At 42.4% G+C, this 14,544-nt stretch carries 16 protein-coding genes and 2 tRNA genes; 8 read left to right on the plus strand and 10 right to left on the minus strand.

Going from position 1 to position 14,544, the window contains the following annotated elements:
• The first annotated feature begins 418 nt into the window (after positions 1–418).
• Positions 419–790 (plus strand): hypothetical protein, encoded by a 372-nt coding sequence (locus DYY65_RS03175; RefSeq protein ID WP_162476543.1) that lies wholly within the window; start codon positions 419–421, stop codon positions 788–790.
• Between the two features lie 740 nt (positions 791–1,530).
• On the opposite strand, the gene DYY65_RS03180 is transcribed toward DYY65_RS03175, so the two are convergent.
• Positions 1,531–1,617, minus strand: a tRNA-Lys gene (locus tag DYY65_RS03180).
• 111 nt (positions 1,618–1,728) lie between these two features.
• Between DYY65_RS03180 and DYY65_RS03185 the strand changes: the two genes are divergently transcribed.
• Positions 1,729–1,828: transfer RNA gene (locus DYY65_RS03185), tRNA-Asp, on the plus strand.
• Between the two features lie 26 nt (positions 1,829–1,854).
• Here the strand turns inward: DYY65_RS03185 and DYY65_RS03190 are convergent.
• The 3 genes from DYY65_RS03190 to DYY65_RS03200 all read right to left on the minus strand — a co-directional run bounded on the left by DYY65_RS03190 (position 1,855) and on the right by DYY65_RS03200 (position 5,045).
• Entirely contained in the window at positions 1,855–2,670 is an 816-nt protein-coding gene (locus DYY65_RS03190) for an inositol monophosphatase family protein (RefSeq protein ID WP_162476544.1), read from the minus strand.
• Positions 2,671–3,311: 641 nt separating this feature from the next.
• On the minus strand, positions 3,312–4,763 hold the full coding sequence (gene proS, locus DYY65_RS03195) for a proline--tRNA ligase (protein WP_162476545.1): 1,452 nt from the start codon (positions 4,761–4,763) through the stop codon (positions 3,312–3,314).
• Positions 4,764–4,787: 24 nt separating this feature from the next.
• Positions 4,788–5,045 carry a hypothetical protein gene (locus DYY65_RS03200; RefSeq protein ID WP_162476546.1) on the minus strand — a complete coding sequence of 86 codons (258 nt, stop codon included), beginning with the start codon at positions 5,043–5,045 and terminating at the stop codon, positions 4,788–4,790.
• A 360-nt stretch (positions 5,046–5,405) separates the two neighbouring features.
• On the opposite strand from DYY65_RS03200, the gene serB reads away from it, so the two are divergent.
• From serB to DYY65_RS03220, 4 genes are all read left to right on the plus strand, one after another.
• Positions 5,406–6,065, plus strand: coding sequence for a phosphoserine phosphatase SerB (serB, locus tag DYY65_RS03205; RefSeq protein ID WP_162476547.1), 660 nt, complete (start codon positions 5,406–5,408; stop codon positions 6,063–6,065).
• Positions 6,066–6,094: 29 nt separating this feature from the next.
• Positions 6,095–6,850 (plus strand): coenzyme F420-0:L-glutamate ligase, encoded by a 756-nt coding sequence (gene cofE, locus DYY65_RS03210; protein WP_236561630.1) that lies wholly within the window; start codon positions 6,095–6,097, stop codon positions 6,848–6,850.
• A 95-nt stretch (positions 6,851–6,945) separates the two neighbouring features.
• Entirely contained in the window at positions 6,946–7,194 is a 249-nt protein-coding gene (locus tag DYY65_RS03215) for a sulfurtransferase TusA family protein (RefSeq protein WP_162476548.1), read from the plus strand.
• Positions 7,195–7,197: 3 nt separating this feature from the next.
• Positions 7,198–8,217 (plus strand): PLP-dependent cysteine synthase family protein, encoded by a 1,020-nt coding sequence (locus tag DYY65_RS03220; protein WP_162476549.1) that lies wholly within the window; start codon positions 7,198–7,200, stop codon positions 8,215–8,217.
• On the opposite strand, the gene trxB is transcribed toward DYY65_RS03220, so the two are convergent.
• Both trxB and DYY65_RS03230 read right to left on the minus strand, forming a co-directional pair.
• The gene (gene trxB / locus DYY65_RS03225; protein WP_162476550.1) at positions 8,185–9,204 is read right to left on the minus strand and encodes a thioredoxin-disulfide reductase; all 1,020 of its coding nucleotides are present in this window, start codon (positions 9,202–9,204) and stop codon (positions 8,185–8,187) included. The genes DYY65_RS03220 and trxB overlap by 33 nt on opposite strands.
• 325 nt (positions 9,205–9,529) lie before the next feature.
• On the minus strand, positions 9,530–10,342 hold the full coding sequence (locus DYY65_RS03230) for a sulfide-dependent adenosine diphosphate thiazole synthase (RefSeq protein ID WP_162476551.1): 813 nt from the start codon (positions 10,340–10,342) through the stop codon (positions 9,530–9,532).
• 254 nt (positions 10,343–10,596) lie between these two features.
• Between DYY65_RS03230 and DYY65_RS03235 the strand changes: the two genes are divergently transcribed.
• Positions 10,597–11,727, plus strand: coding sequence for an Mrp/NBP35 family ATP-binding protein (locus tag DYY65_RS03235; RefSeq protein WP_162476558.1), 1,131 nt, complete (start codon positions 10,597–10,599; stop codon positions 11,725–11,727).
• Positions 11,681–12,241, plus strand: a complete 561-nt coding sequence (locus tag DYY65_RS03240; protein ID WP_162476552.1) for a DUF359 domain-containing protein — start codon at positions 11,681–11,683, stop codon at positions 12,239–12,241. The genes DYY65_RS03235 and DYY65_RS03240 overlap by 47 nt, the downstream gene beginning before the upstream one ends.
• A gap of 393 nt (positions 12,242–12,634) precedes the next feature.
• Here the strand turns inward: DYY65_RS03240 and DYY65_RS03245 are convergent, their stop codons facing one another.
• The 4 genes from DYY65_RS03245 to DYY65_RS03260 form a co-directional block, all read right to left on the minus strand.
• Positions 12,635–12,895: a hypothetical protein gene (locus tag DYY65_RS03245; protein WP_162476553.1), complete on the minus strand. Its 261-nt coding sequence runs from the start codon at positions 12,893–12,895 to the stop codon at positions 12,635–12,637.
• A gap of 366 nt (positions 12,896–13,261) precedes the next feature.
• Entirely contained in the window at positions 13,262–13,519 is a 258-nt protein-coding gene (locus tag DYY65_RS03250) for a hypothetical protein (RefSeq protein WP_162476554.1), read from the minus strand.
• Positions 13,520–13,551: 32 nt separating this feature from the next.
• Positions 13,552–13,836 (minus strand): H/ACA ribonucleoprotein complex subunit GAR1, encoded by a 285-nt coding sequence (locus DYY65_RS03255; protein ID WP_162476555.1) that lies wholly within the window; start codon positions 13,834–13,836, stop codon positions 13,552–13,554.
• Positions 13,837–13,917: 81 nt separating this feature from the next.
• A complete protein-coding gene (locus DYY65_RS03260; RefSeq protein WP_162476556.1) occupies positions 13,918–14,235 on the minus strand; it encodes a signal recognition particle subunit SRP19/SEC65 family protein in 318 nt (105 codons plus the stop codon).
• Positions 14,236–14,544: the final 309 nt, after the last annotated feature.

Consider the following 14,544-nt stretch of genomic DNA (forward strand, 5'->3'; position numbering starts at 1 on the left):
CTGACATATAATCGAAACTTATAATATTTAATAGTGTACGTATCTTCGGCATACTGACTATACAATGATCACTTCTATGAAAATTTCCGATGCAACTAGGAAGTCGCTTTTAAAAATAGGCGCGGAGTACACAATAAGAGATGGGAAAGTGAGAACACTAGAGGCTATAGTTAGGCTTCTTATCGAAGAACATAGGCACAAACGTAATCAGGCATAGGTAAACATGACGCCCATAGGAAATATAGCCTGGGGTCATAGGAAAGTAAATAAAAATTCAATCGCGTAGAGAATTGTTACCACCTCTAGGATTACAACCTACCAGGAAAGAAATGCCGCAATAAACGTCATTTAGCATTCTTTTCTGAAGATAATCCGAGGGGTTCTCTGTAAAGGTGATGCTAAGTAGTGAAATTGATTCATGGAAGGAGCTTCTTATGAAAATGCGCTTCTATTTCATAAAATACTAAGTGATTGCAATGAGATGGAATATGACGTGAACTGGATTTCTCCACAGGGGCTAGCTCGCCCATCCATTCCGATGAACTCAAAGGTCCGCAATCTATCGTTGATGCAGTATTCTAATGGTATAAGGCTGTATATTTCGGACTTATTAGTTACAGCTCCGATGCGCACCGCATGCGGTCATCCTGTACTCGCTATCGGCAGGAGAACCCGAAACCAATACCTTCCTTCCTCAATGCTTCGGGGGCTGATGGTTTCATCTGGTGCTAAAACCATGGTGAGCAGATTAATTGTCGCACAAAAACGCAGCTGCATGTATCCATTTTAATGCCAGTCGACATTCTTCTCAATGCTCTAGTGGTACTTCACTCAATAAAGCCGCCGCAATCAACTTTCACAACCAAGGTTAGTTTCCCAAATAGGGCCTACCATAAACTTTACCATTGATGTTATAATCTAAAATCGTCAAATTTGAAACAAATCAAAGGACCACGCTATCTACACTTTTCATGAAACCAAAAATGAAATAAAATCGGTAATTTTAAATTTCATTGATGTTGTAAAGTGGCGTTAACAAATGTTTTAGAGAAAAGTCAGCAGCGTGGGAAGACAATTTATTATGACAATATAAAATACTGTTGCAATGTATACGTTATCTCAAAGCATACCTGTAACATTGAATACAATACTACCGCCGAAAAATACCATTAACAATTTAACGATGGGCGAATATTTATGATGAACAAATAATGCGTCGTCTGTCTCTTCCGGTGGGGAGGATTACCCTAATAATCCTTTTTGCAATTGCTGGTACTATACTATACCCTGTTTTTCTTCCTCTTTCATATGTAGGGACTAAGATGGTTAGACTGGCTTTTCTTTGTATGTACATAGGTGGGGGCATATACAACAAAGTGAAGGGACAAAACAGAGATTGTTGTTATTTGGCCGCTTTACCTATGTTGTAATCAGTATATACCTCAGAGTGACCGTAATGGATATATAGGAAATCTTCGAGCATATCGGTTCCATCAACACCCAAATGAGACCTAACATCTGAGGTTAAGGCGGGCCCGTCGGGAGTCGAACCCGAGACAGCCGGATTTCTTCGTGTTTTTAAAAGTCCGGTACTCTACCTGGCTGAGCTACGGGCCCCGCTTTAAACATAGCCTCGGGCAGAGGTTAATTTATTTTATGCACCTAGGACGAAGTTGATGCTGGCCAATCAAAACACTTTAATTGCCTGACTAAAGGTTTGGATTGTGCGCCCGGGTAGTATAGAGACTATAGTAAAGTCGTCGTAAAATCCGGTCTAGTATGGGGGACTGTCACTCCTTCGACCCGGGTTCGAATCCCGGCCCGGGCGTTCTAATGAAGATTTCGAGAACCATCCTATGGACTTCCGATATTGGAAGCCAAATGAGCGAAGAGCCTTTCATCTCTCACAGCCAGAAATGAAATCCTCTCACTACTGGTTAAGGTCGAGTCTAACTCTGATCCGTTTGTTGCATACAACTCGCCCCCAGCTTCTTTTACGACAAGATAGGCCGCAGCAATATCTGTTATACGAATTTTCCCCCTAAGGTCAATGTAGGCGTCAATAAGTCCACTGGCCAGATAGCACAGTTCTAACGCATTTGCTCCGAATTGTCTTATATGTTTCGATTTCGAAACGACTTTCAGCAACTTCATTATACTACCAGGATCTACGCTAGATAAGTTCAAGCCTATGATAATATCGTCAAATTCAGAAGATTCGCTGTTTGGTGTACTAACTCTTATTGCTCTATCGTTCTTGTAAGAACCCATTCGATATTTCGCATGATATAGATCTCTGCTCGTCAAATCTATTACGGCAGCAGCCTCCACCGAGCTTAATGTTACATCACTGGAAAAAGCTAGGGAGCAACAAACAAACGGGATAGCACGACTGGCATTTGTAGTTCCATCGACTGCATCGACCACCAAGTATCCATCATGTCCCTCTACTATGCCCGCTTCCTCAGCGATTATCGTGGGCCTAAAGTTGTACTCGTCCAAAACTTCAAAAACCGTCGCTTCGGCCACAAGATCTATTTTTCGACTGATATCGCCTCCTGCTCCAACTTCAAATCTTTCGTTTCCCAATTCGGTTCCGACTAGGCCACTTGTACGCTTGAACACACGATAGCAGGTTTCTTTTAATAATGCAGTTATGTCCGGTACCATAACAATCCCAATGTGTCTATGTGCTATCGCTGGGCGCAAATTATAGTTTACATTCTGCTGGGCAACTAACCCGCTTCAGATCGAGATCTCCTCCGTATTATTTTTTCCCTTTACTACTTTGTATACCCAGACTTTTACTGCTAGGTAAAAGCTATAAAGTAGAAACCGCGATTGCATAACACATGAACCGACGACTAAGCTTATAAAGATGTTGGGTAAATAGACGGTTTACTTTTGATGCAGAGATTATAATCGGCTTAATATTTGAATAGCGTTGACCGTTCGAAGTTAGATTCAATTATGAGAATGAATGCAGCAGACAATTTCACTTATATGACGATCTCGGAATCATGCTTTTCCTTAGCTACTTGTCCCGAAACTCACCATTCTGCCGCTTGGGTCATTCATGAGTAAACAGGATTGAATACGTCTGGCTCAACAATAGTTGAAAGTGAGCGAAAAATATTGGCAGTTCAATCATATTAAAAAACGATTGGTTCGCTCTTAAATGCATATAAATTAGATTGGTCATTCTCATAAAAACTATTCATAATTACGGATTGTCAGTTTTCAAGTTCGAACATTACAACATCACCCGGTTGGCGAACTTATACTTATTCCGCTGAGAAGATGTCGGCATTCTAGTAAGCCCGAGCGAAGATTGCAACTTTTGCTGCCTTCCGTTCGCAACAAAAACAGGCTTCAAATTTGGTTCCAATTCCGTCCCCCTCTTGGAATGGGATAACTCTTAGATCGGCCCCGGTTTCTTGTTTAACCTGTTCCTCACAACTTTGATCGCCACACCAGGGTGCGGAAATGAAACCGCCATTCCCAATGATAGATTTAAAGGCCTCAAAGGAATCCACCATAGTTATATTTTGCTTCAGGAATTCCTTTGTCCTGCTTAATAAATTCTCCTGAATTTCAGCCAATATGCGCGACACAAAGTCCACAACACTCAATCGACTGGTTTTGAGTTTCTGCATATTGTCTCTTCTAACCAATTCTACTTGGGCCTCCTTAATGTCACGTGGTCCTAAGTTTATTCTGAGAGGTATTCCCTTGAGTTCCCATTCATTAAATTTCCATCCCGATGTGTATTCTTCTCTATCGTCAACCAAAACTCTAATTCCTGCTTTTCTCAATTCATCGCCTATTTCATGGGCTCTTGATTTGACAACTTCGGCATGATCATCTCTGAAGATCGGAACTATTACTGTCTGTACTGGAGCGATCTGGGGGGGAAGTAAAAGACCTTTGTCATCTCCATGCATCATTACAATCGCCCCTATTAATCGCCATGAGACACCCCATGAGGTTTGCCAAACATAAGACAGCTCATTATTTTCATTAAGATATCGTATTTCGAACGGTTTCGAGAAGTTTTGCCCCAGATTATGCGAAGTGGCCACTTGAAGTGCCTTGCCATCTGGCATTAGGCTTTCAAGGGTAAAAGTATATACCGCCCCCACAAATTTCTCCCGTTCACTTTTTGAACCTGCAATGGCTGAGATAGCCAGATAATCCTCTATTATTCCCTGATAAATGTCCAAAATTAAACTGACCTCTGCCTCTGCATCCTTTTCAGACACGTGAGCTGTATGGCCCTCCTGCCAAAGGAATTCCGAATTACGGATAAACGGCTTAGTGTTCTTTATTTCTGCGCGCAGTGCAGAGTTCCAGAAATTAATTTTCATAGGAAGGTCCCTATAACTTTCTATCCACTTGGAAAACAATGCATAAACGATCGTCTCAGACGTTGGGCGTAGAGCAAGTCGTTCAGATAGCTCCGTTGTTCCTGCTTTTGTGACCCAGAATACTTCAGGCGTAAAACCTTCGAAATGATTCTTCTCTTTGGAGAGAAAAGATTCGGGGATCAGAATTGGCATGAAACCGTCTTGATGGCCTGTCTCTTTGAGTTTGGTGTCAAGAACGTTCTTAATTATATTCCAAATCTCGTAACCATAAGGTCTAACTACTATTGAGCCCTTGACTGGAGAATAGTCAGCCAGCCCCGCCTTGCTTATTACTTGCGTATACCATTCACTGAAATTCACGTACTTCTTTACTGTAATACCACTGCGTCCAGTCAACGAAAAAAGGCTCCTTCGCTAGGCTTATGAAGTTTTGGAGTTAGAATTCTTGCAAACATAGCACTGAACGAATCCGACTTCGGTTTTTAGAACCGGGCAGTCAACGGCTTCTAACTTCATCCGTTTAAGCATTTTTGGGCTTACCCCCTTGAGTTTCAACTTACCTTTGTCATCCATCATTCCAATTCCGCGTAATTCAGTTTTTGCCTCCTCTGACAACTTTAACGTTTTCTCAACTTGCCTAACAGGGACCACATATTTTGTTCCTGTGCTTTCACTCATCTGATGAATTGCAGCACTAAAGGTCTATAATATTTTTCCTGATCTACTACCTCATTAATTTCGATCCACTGCTATTCGAGTTCGAATTCAAGCAGGTACTAGGAAGAAGCCGTGAGACATTTTCCTTCTGACGCTAGAGATGAGCTATACGCTCATATGTTCTTCGAGTAGCAATTTGTAAGATAGCTGCCATGAGCGAATCGTCTGCTGTCTCTGGTTGGACAATGAATGTTATGATTGAGCACTGAAGCCTGAGCTCAGGAATCGTACGCTTTGAAGAAAAAAGTTAGATAAAAAGAGATTTTCGATAAAGTTAATATATTGCAAAGAATCTTCGTCTGAGTCAGAGCACATGTTATTATGCTAATTATCTTTGATGTAGAAGGGGTTCTTCTCAATGCAGAATATCTTCCAGTGTTAGCTCAACTCATGGGACCGGATAAGGAAAAAGAAATCTGGGACATCACCAAACAAGGAATTAGAGGAGAAATAAAATGGGAAGAGGGACTAAGGAAGCGCGTAGAAACACTTCGTGGAATAAGAGAAGATGACGCACAGAAGATTGGAGTTAACCTGCAAATCATGCCTGGTGCAAAAGAGCTCTGTGCTGCCCTCAAAAGAGCCGGCTGGAAAATGATGGCCGTTTCAGGTGGTTTTACGCTTATTACTGATAGATTGAAAGATGAGCTTGGACTCGATAGAATATTCTCCAATGAACTTATTTTCAAAAATGGCGTCCTAGACGATGTCAAGATCAATGTCACTTCAGATAAGGCCAATGCAGTGCGTAAAACCCTGGACGAATGGCGAACAGTTCGTCAAGATACAGTGGCTGTTATAGACGGAGCAAACGACCTCAGTTTAATATCGGTCGCAGGATTTACCGTTGGTATGTGTCCTGTCGATAAGGTTAGGGAAGTGGCTGACGGAGTTATAGAAATACGTGACTTGACACTGTTGTTAAATCTATTAGAAAAAAAATTCGGTAAAGCTGTCTTAGCCGACATTCAACAGGATTAAACTGGCTGTGATTACATTGGCATAGTACTTTGAAGAAGATAGAGATCATACCTATTCAGATTATGCGGGATATCCAGGCAGGTGATAGACTTGATCAAATAATATTAGAATCAATCGGCAAAGTTGGGCAAATTCTAAATGGTGACATACTTGTCGTTGCTCAAAAAGTAATTTCAAAGGCAGAGGGGAGGGTACTTAATTTAGAAAAGGTTAAGCCATCGTCTAAGGCAATTGAGATTGCTGAGCAGACCAATAAAGACCCACGATTAATGGAAGCAATGCTGAATGAATCTAAAGTTATTCTTAGATCGGAACGAGGGATTATCATTGTGGAAACAAAGCAAGGTATGGTTTGTGCGAATGCAGGAATAGACCAGAGCAACGTGGAGGATGGCGACAATCACGCTTCGTTGCTTCCTGAAGACTCGGATTCTTCTGCTCGGAGGCTTCGAGATTCCTTAAAGCAACTAGCAGGAGTTGATGTAGCGGTGATCATAACTGATACGTTCGGCCGACCATTCAGAGAGGGGCAAGTTAACGTAGCAATTGGGTTGGCTGGCATCGCTCCCATCAAAAGCTATGTAGGCAAATTCGACATCTATGGCAAGAAGCTAAGAGTGACAGAGATTGCAGTTGTAGACGAAATTGCATCTGCTGCGGAATTACAAATGGGTAAAAGCGAGCGCATCCCAGCAGTGATAATACGTGGCTATGAATATGAGCCAAGGAAATATTCCTCCATCAATCCACTTTTGAGAGCTAGAGAAAAGGATCTTTTCAGATGAGTTTATCGTCAGACACGCATCGCCGCCTGTAATTTAATACTTAAAATTTTCTTAATACTTAATATACCGAGGTTGCCATAAATTTGGTTGTTTATATGAGCGCGAGTAGCACCAAATCTCCAACTAGAACTATCGATGTTAAAGGCTTATACTGTCCAGAACCTGTCTTTCGCACAAAAATTGAAATTGAGAGACTGGCTATAGGGGACATAATAATGGTAGTAGCTGATGATCCAGAATCTGAAGAGGATATATCTTCGTGGGTGAGGAGAAGCGGGCATGACCTTCTTTCCATTAACAAAGATAACCATGTCCTCGAATTTTTAATTAGAAAGGCCAAATAGAGAATGACAGCTATAGCCAGCTCAGATATAGTCAAGGAGATAGGAAACACCCCTCTTATCATGCTGGATTCATTCTCAACAGCCAAAGTGAAGTTATACGCCAAGCTGGAATGGTACAACCCTTTTGGCTCAGTAAAAGATAGGGCTGCTTATTGGATGATTAAGGATGCTGAAAGAAGGGGAGTATTACGGAAGGGTAAAAGTATAATTATTGAACCAACTTCCGGAAATACGGGCATTGCCCTGGCCGGGATTTCTCAGGCTCTCGGCTATAAAGTAGAAATTGTCATACCAGATAAAGTGAGTGGTGAAACCAAGAGGATTCTTAAGAGTCTAGGTGCTACAATACACGAAACCTCAGATGATCTCTGTCCAAGGGTCGGTGCAGGTACAGATCAAAGTATTGCGCTTGCGACAGCAATAGCCAAACCTAGACCGGATATTTACTACATGCCAAATCAATATGAAAATGAGGCCAATTTTCTAGCCCACTATGAAGGCACAGGACCTGAAATCTGGAGGCAAACCCAAGGGGAGCTAACACATTTCTTCACTGGCTGTGGTACTGGTGGCACCATAACAGGCACCGGAGCATTTTTGAAGAAGATGAACAAAAATGTCAAAATAATTGCAATCCAAGCCCAGAGGAATCATCTTCTTCAAGGCTTGAGAAACTTCGAAGAATCATCAATGCCTGATTTGTTTATTAGGCGTGAATATTTAGTCGACGACTGGCTAACCGCAACAAACAAAGAGTCATTTGATTCAGTTGCTGATCTAGCCTTAAAGGAAAAGCTGTTGGTAGGTCCGTCCTCGGGGTCTGTCCTGGCATCGATGCTGAAGGTTGCAGCAAAAATAGACGAGGGTATCCTTGTAGGTATATTCGCGGATGATGGAACAAAGTTCAAGAGTTTATACGTCCAGCAAGGTGTATTTTCAGAGGACCAATACGATACCGCGCTTAACAGGTGCCAAAAACGAGATCAGAAATTACGTACTTCTGTAGATGTTCGAAGTGTCTAGATTCTCGCGATCTTGAGCATGATGTTGATGCTCTAACAACCACTTTTCCACGTCTAACGCAGCCATACACCCGAATCCTCCAGCAGTGATTGCCTGTCTGTATCTATAATCGTGAACATCTCCAGCGGCGAAAACCCCTTCTATACTAGTGGAAGAATTACCCTTTAATACGATGTATCCTTTCTCATCCAACTCTAGCTGGCCTTTAAATATGTGTGTGTTTGGATCATGGCCAATTGCTACGAACAGACCTCCAGCTGGTATATTCTTTACCTTTCCGTTGTTAACGTCACTAACCACTACTGAAGCAACTTTCTTGCTTCCCTGTATATCAATTACGACATTATGCCAAAGAAACTCGATCTTGGGATTTTCAAAAGCCTTGTCTTGCAGAATTTTGCTTGCCCTCAAGGAATCACGACGATGCACTATCTTAACCGATTTCCCAAATTTCGTGAGGAAAGTAGCTTCTTCAAGGGCAGTGTCACCTCCTCCAACAACAACTATGTCCTCCCCTTTAAAGAAGGGCCCGTCGCACGTAGCACAATAAGACACCCCCCTTCCTGCGAATATCTCTTCTCCCTTTATTCCGAGCTTTCTTGGTGAAGCCCCTGTACAGATTAATACCGCCTCAGCTTTATACGTTTCTATGTTCGTTGTGAGCTCAAAAGGCCGTCTGTGAAAGTCTACTTTAATTACTTCGTCGTCCACCGCCACTGCGCCGAACCTTTCAGCCTGTTGCCGCATGTTCATCATTAACTCAGGCCCAAAAATTCCATTGGGGAAACCCGGATAATTCTCTACTTCACTGGTCGTCATAAGTTGGCCTCCAGGGAGCGAGCCTGTTATTAGAAGGGTTTTGAGCCTTGCGCGCGATGTATATATACCTGCTGTATAGCCGGCAGGCCCAGACCCGATAATTATTACGTCGTAGAGACTTAATTTTCCCGAGTTAACGGACTCTTCTCGACGATCCGTTCTAGACATTTATTAATACAGAGGGGTTTGTGCGGGCCATTTAATAATTTGTTCGGATTGCCAACAACTTTCTATTTCTTGAGGTCCTTTTTTGAGGTATTGCCAATATGATTAGGCGGCCGCCCCGACAAATTTTGCTAATCAAGGGTAGCAGGCTTTGCGAAGTGTGTTGCTCAAATACCTGGACTCAATTAAAAGAATGCGTACTCCGGCACTGGCCTGCAGCAAAATGTGGAGGATTCAAACTCGATATCGGTACGAAACATATTAGTAAACCAATGCCATTCCCCGGGAACGAGGGCCGGTCCCTGTTCCGGATTTTTTACCCTTCGCCCTACTTAGCAAGTGGGCTAGGTGGGTAAGATAATTCCTTAAGCTTGTGCATTGTTACGTCTGCCGCCTTCTTACCTGACAAGAGCATTGACCCAAATGTAGGACCCATTCTAGGCAAGCCGTGGGTTTCGGTCACCGACATACCAGCGACAACCAAACCCGGAAAGACTTCGTCCGTATAATCCAAGACTGAGTCCTCTCCTCCTTCTACCCACATTGGCTCCATTCCTTTCAGCTTCAAGTAACCGCGATCCGTTAAACGTCTGACGACAACGGAATCATGACCAGATGCGTCTATCACGATCTTGCATTCAAGGGCCACGGGATCAACACACGTGATGTTCCTTGGAAGTGCGGATACTGGCATCCAGTTAACGACAACTCCTCTCACACGTTCATTCTTCAGTACGACGTCATCAAACTTTGTCAATTGAAGGAATCTTACCCCCGCATCACATGCTGCAGCAATCAACTTTGAACATGCGTGGGGTCCCCAGGTAGCAAACAGAGAATCGCTTATCCTTCGGTATGGGACGCCGATTTCATCCCAAACTCTTTGTGCAGGTGCCCTGACTGTTACGGGATTCATCATAAAACCACCTACCCAATATCCTCCTCCTAAATAATTATTCTGCTCAACGACGAGTGTACGGATGCCTAGTTTAGCAAGTTCTCTACTTGCCATAAGGCCGGCAGGCCCGCCACCCACTACTATTACATCACAATTAGAATATTCGTTGATTGTTTCGTTGAACATGTCTGCGATCGTTCTTGTTATTTCAGACTCGGTCACGTCAGCAAACACTTTAGTCATGATGAGACATACTCTATAATGGTAATTAATACATTGTTGATCCTTTCGCTGTTCTAAATGGGACGATGCATTAGTGTCTATATACCATTGTAGCCTCCGATTCTAGAAGGTGAAGCATATCTTCTTTTAGTGGGTACATCACCCGTTTTTGAAACGTTGAACTTGGTTTAACTTGAGCACACAATGAGGTGATCGAGTAACTAATGGAGAATGCATCATTTAAATACGGTATTTGCGAGATTGTTTTGTTTCGAATGGTTACTGCAGATCAGGTTTTGTCTTCGTTGAGACAGGTGATAGATCCTGAGTTACACAAGGATATAGTATCGATGGGAATGATAAAGGATCTTGAGATTAATGACGGTAAAGTAGGGTTCACACTCCAACTCACTACTCCCGCGTGCCCTTTTAACAGTGAAATTGAACAGGATGTTAGAAATTCAATGGAGAGCATAGGGGTAAAGGACCTAAATCTAAAGGTCACTGCAAGAGTTACGGAGGGTCGGGCGATTTCACTAGACGAGATCCTGCCAGGCGTAATGAACATAGTAGCAGTAGCTAGCGGCAAGGGTGGCGTTGGAAAGACGACTGTGTCAGTGAACTTGGCACTAAGTTTGGCCAAAACTGGCGCAAAGGTAGGACTACTCGATGCTGATATTTATGGTCCCAGTGTGCCCCTAATGCTAGGAATCAACCAGACTCCAGAAGTTACAAATAACAAGATTCAACCCATTCTGTCTCGGGATATAAAGGTAGTATCCATGGGCTTTTTCTATGAGCAATCTCAGCAAGCGGGTATATATAGAGGTCCAATAGTATCAGGGATTGTTAAACAATTTCTAACGGATGTTAACTGGGGAGACCTGGATTATTTGATTATAGATCTGCCGCCCGGTACAGGAGACGCGCCCCTAACTCTGGCACAGACCATTCCCATTACAGGAATTCTCATCGTGACAACTCCGCAGGAAGTAGCCATGAATGTTGCGGTAAAGGCACTCGGCATGTTTAGCAAGCTAAATGTGCCAATACTCGGGATTATCGAAAATATGAGCTATTTTATGTGTCCGCATTGCCAACAACGGATTCACGTTTTCGGCAAGGGAGGAGGTAAGAAGGTCAGTGATAGATTCAATGTCCCCTTTTTGGGCGAAATACCTCTCCACTCCCAGATAATGGAAGGGAGCGATGTTGGTAAGCCTGTTTCTATATCAGAGATTGCTTCGATTGAGACCAAAGCTTTTACAGACGTGGCCAAGACGGTAGCTGGTAGAATTAGTATTATCGCCACGACTATGAAGGAGAATGACAAGATTGGGTCGAACACACCTGCTCAGGATGACCAAGGGGCGAGAACTGAACCGCAAAGTATATCTCAACCCTGAAAATCTCCGCATCCTGAAGGAGCCATTCGGGTTACTACTTGAAAGTAGCCAAATAAACAGGGGAAGCTTAACAAGGTTCACGAAACAGGCGACTCTCGTCATATCTGTAGGGGACGCCACCACTGACCGTCTCGGGTCTTTTGGAATAGTTCCTGATCTATCGGTTGTTGACGGCAAAGAACAACGGTTCCAACGTGTTATCAGAGGGGGCGAATTTCTATCTGACAGTTTGAATCTTGACTGCTACAACCCTGCAGGACACGTTACAGAAGATGCGGTGCAAGTATTAGAGGCGGCAATAAAGGCTTGTTCTCGTGGCCCAGTAAGGGTGATCGTCAAAGGTGAGGAGGATCTTTTGGTCTTGCCCCTCTTGCTAATGGTACCTTGTGGCTCGACAATTATGTATGGGCAGCCATCCAAGGGTGTTGTAATAATTAGTGTTGACTCAGCTTCGCGAAAGAAGGCCAAACATCTATTGGAACGCTTGAGGTTTAATTGGAAGAAGGGGATATGATGACGCGGTGGCTGAATGATTTTGTTGTTAAAACATGAATTCAATAACAGCAGCTTCTGATCCCTAACTTCTACCGAAACTTGAACGGTATGTCGGTACAGGACTATTATTTAATCAGGCAACACGAAACAAATTAGATAATCTTAACTTTGTGAACACAACTTGAACAAAGCGAGCTCATGGCATGCATCATTATGCTTAATTTCAGGTATCATGACAACAGCATAAACACTTGGTCATCTTTACATCAAATGAACAATCATGACCACCAAGAGAAGCCTCATCCTCAGGCCAAACTTTGGGACATTCTAGATGTCTGCCGCGTTTGCAAAAGAACGTTAATGTCATAACCAAAACGAACATTAAGGAAGGATCTTTAATGTTTTGTGGTGTCTAAAGTTCTATGTTGAACAATTGAGGTGCATATATAGAACCATCCCTAACCAGCTTTACCTTTGCCACTGAGAGATAGTGAGGCCATATTGTTACCATTATCGAGCCTTCCGGGATCCCTTCCGGCAATTCAATCATTACTATATCGTTCTGGTCCACACCAAACTCTTCTAATTTGCGCCTGGTTGCTTTGATTGTATCCTCCGGCATCCCAGTATTATAAACGAAAATCTTGCCAACGTAATTAATTTTATTTTCCATTAGGAACTGAGATGGCAACGCAATACAAAAACGTGATGCTGACTAAAATCAGCTCATTGGTATTATTCGAATAACACGCTAAAGTATATGCATATTAAAGGAATGATCGGAACTTCAAAAGTGAAGCAAATCCAATGCAATGCTGTCGTGTATATATCTACGATTTGATTCTGCAGAAAGCATCTCCTCGTGCACGGGGTATTGAGCTATCTAGAATGTGAGTTTACATGTAGTTCGTAATCTGCTAGATTCAGTATTTCTATTACTGAATAAAAAAGTCTGAGACCACGTTGTTCCCGTAACAGCCATGGACTTGATATCGTTACGGACCGGTTTCAGTAACCGCCTAGTTAGCCTGGAAATAAATTAATGATGACTGGGCTCTTCGGTTTGTTCCTTTTTAGAGTTCCGTCTGGTCCATACGCCTAGTACAATAAAAGCAGCCCCGATCGCCACAAGTACGTAGTCTACGATCAATATTGTTTCCCAGGGCTTGAAGAATACAGCCCCTATCATGAATAAAATAGCAAGCAAAACCAAAGCAATCCCGGTGATCATCTCTGTGTTTATTCCGAACATGACGAATAGTGACAGACATCTATTATAAAAAGTATTTATTGCCATGTTCGGTTGTCCCAATAGGAATGAGTCTAAATTTACCTCTTTCTCTTGGGGGTAAATTTACTGGTTACTTTACGGCGATATAGTCTGACGCCAAGTATTTTATTTGTTCTTTCAGTTAATGGAATTAACGAGGCATATGGCGATAGCACCGGCCCTATGAGCTCTACCACCTTGCCTATAATCTTGTTCTTTTCGTCCACAAGGACTTCTCCTGGTCGAATATCCTTGCTCCTGGTACTGAGTATTCGAACGATGATCCTATTGCTCTTTGCTAAGTGCATAACTTCTCCCACCTCGTCTAGATCCTTAATGATCATATTTCATCACTTTAGTATAGTGCTTTAGTATATCTATCACTCATGATTGGTCGTCATCACGAATATCTACTTGATTCTCTGTTATCTAGACTTGGATTTTTGTTTACTTTTCTGGAGCATCCGTAACGCAATTTGCACTAAAATGAACCTCTTTTTTTGTTCGGGATGTTTTGCCAGCGTTATATAACCTGATTTCACAAACGATCGTCTTGGATATCTGGCATTTTCTGAGGTTTCTTCTGGGAAAGGTCTATAACCGGCTTCAGTGGCCGCCTCCAAGAGGTCTGTAACGGTTGGATCAAAAACTGCCAGTTCTTTACTTATTTTACGCCCCTTTCGTCTGTTAAGAGTCTTGTTAAAGTAGTCAAGCCATATCACAATCCGCTCATAATCTTTCAATTGTAGTAAATCATTAGCCTGACATTATTATTTACCTTTGGCATTTCTTTTACTATTTAACTTTGGTTGTTTCTATATGAAACATAGATTTTGGGGAGTAAAATCCTAAAACCCACCTCGTTTCTAGATGGTCAACCCTTAGTGTATAAAAATTCCCAGCATCGATTGCTCCAGAAGAGGCAAAGTAGACAGAGAGTCGTTGTGTCAGGAACATTTCAGGTGATAGTCTAGAAATAAATTAGCTGCTTGGAAGGAGTTTTTCTTAACTATGAACAGAATAAAATATTAATGATGTAACTCCACCGTAAA

Source organism: Nitrososphaera sp. AFS (assembly GCF_009898475.1).
In the GTDB taxonomy this organism is placed as follows: Archaea; Thermoproteota; Nitrososphaeria; order Nitrososphaerales; family Nitrososphaeraceae; genus Nitrosopolaris.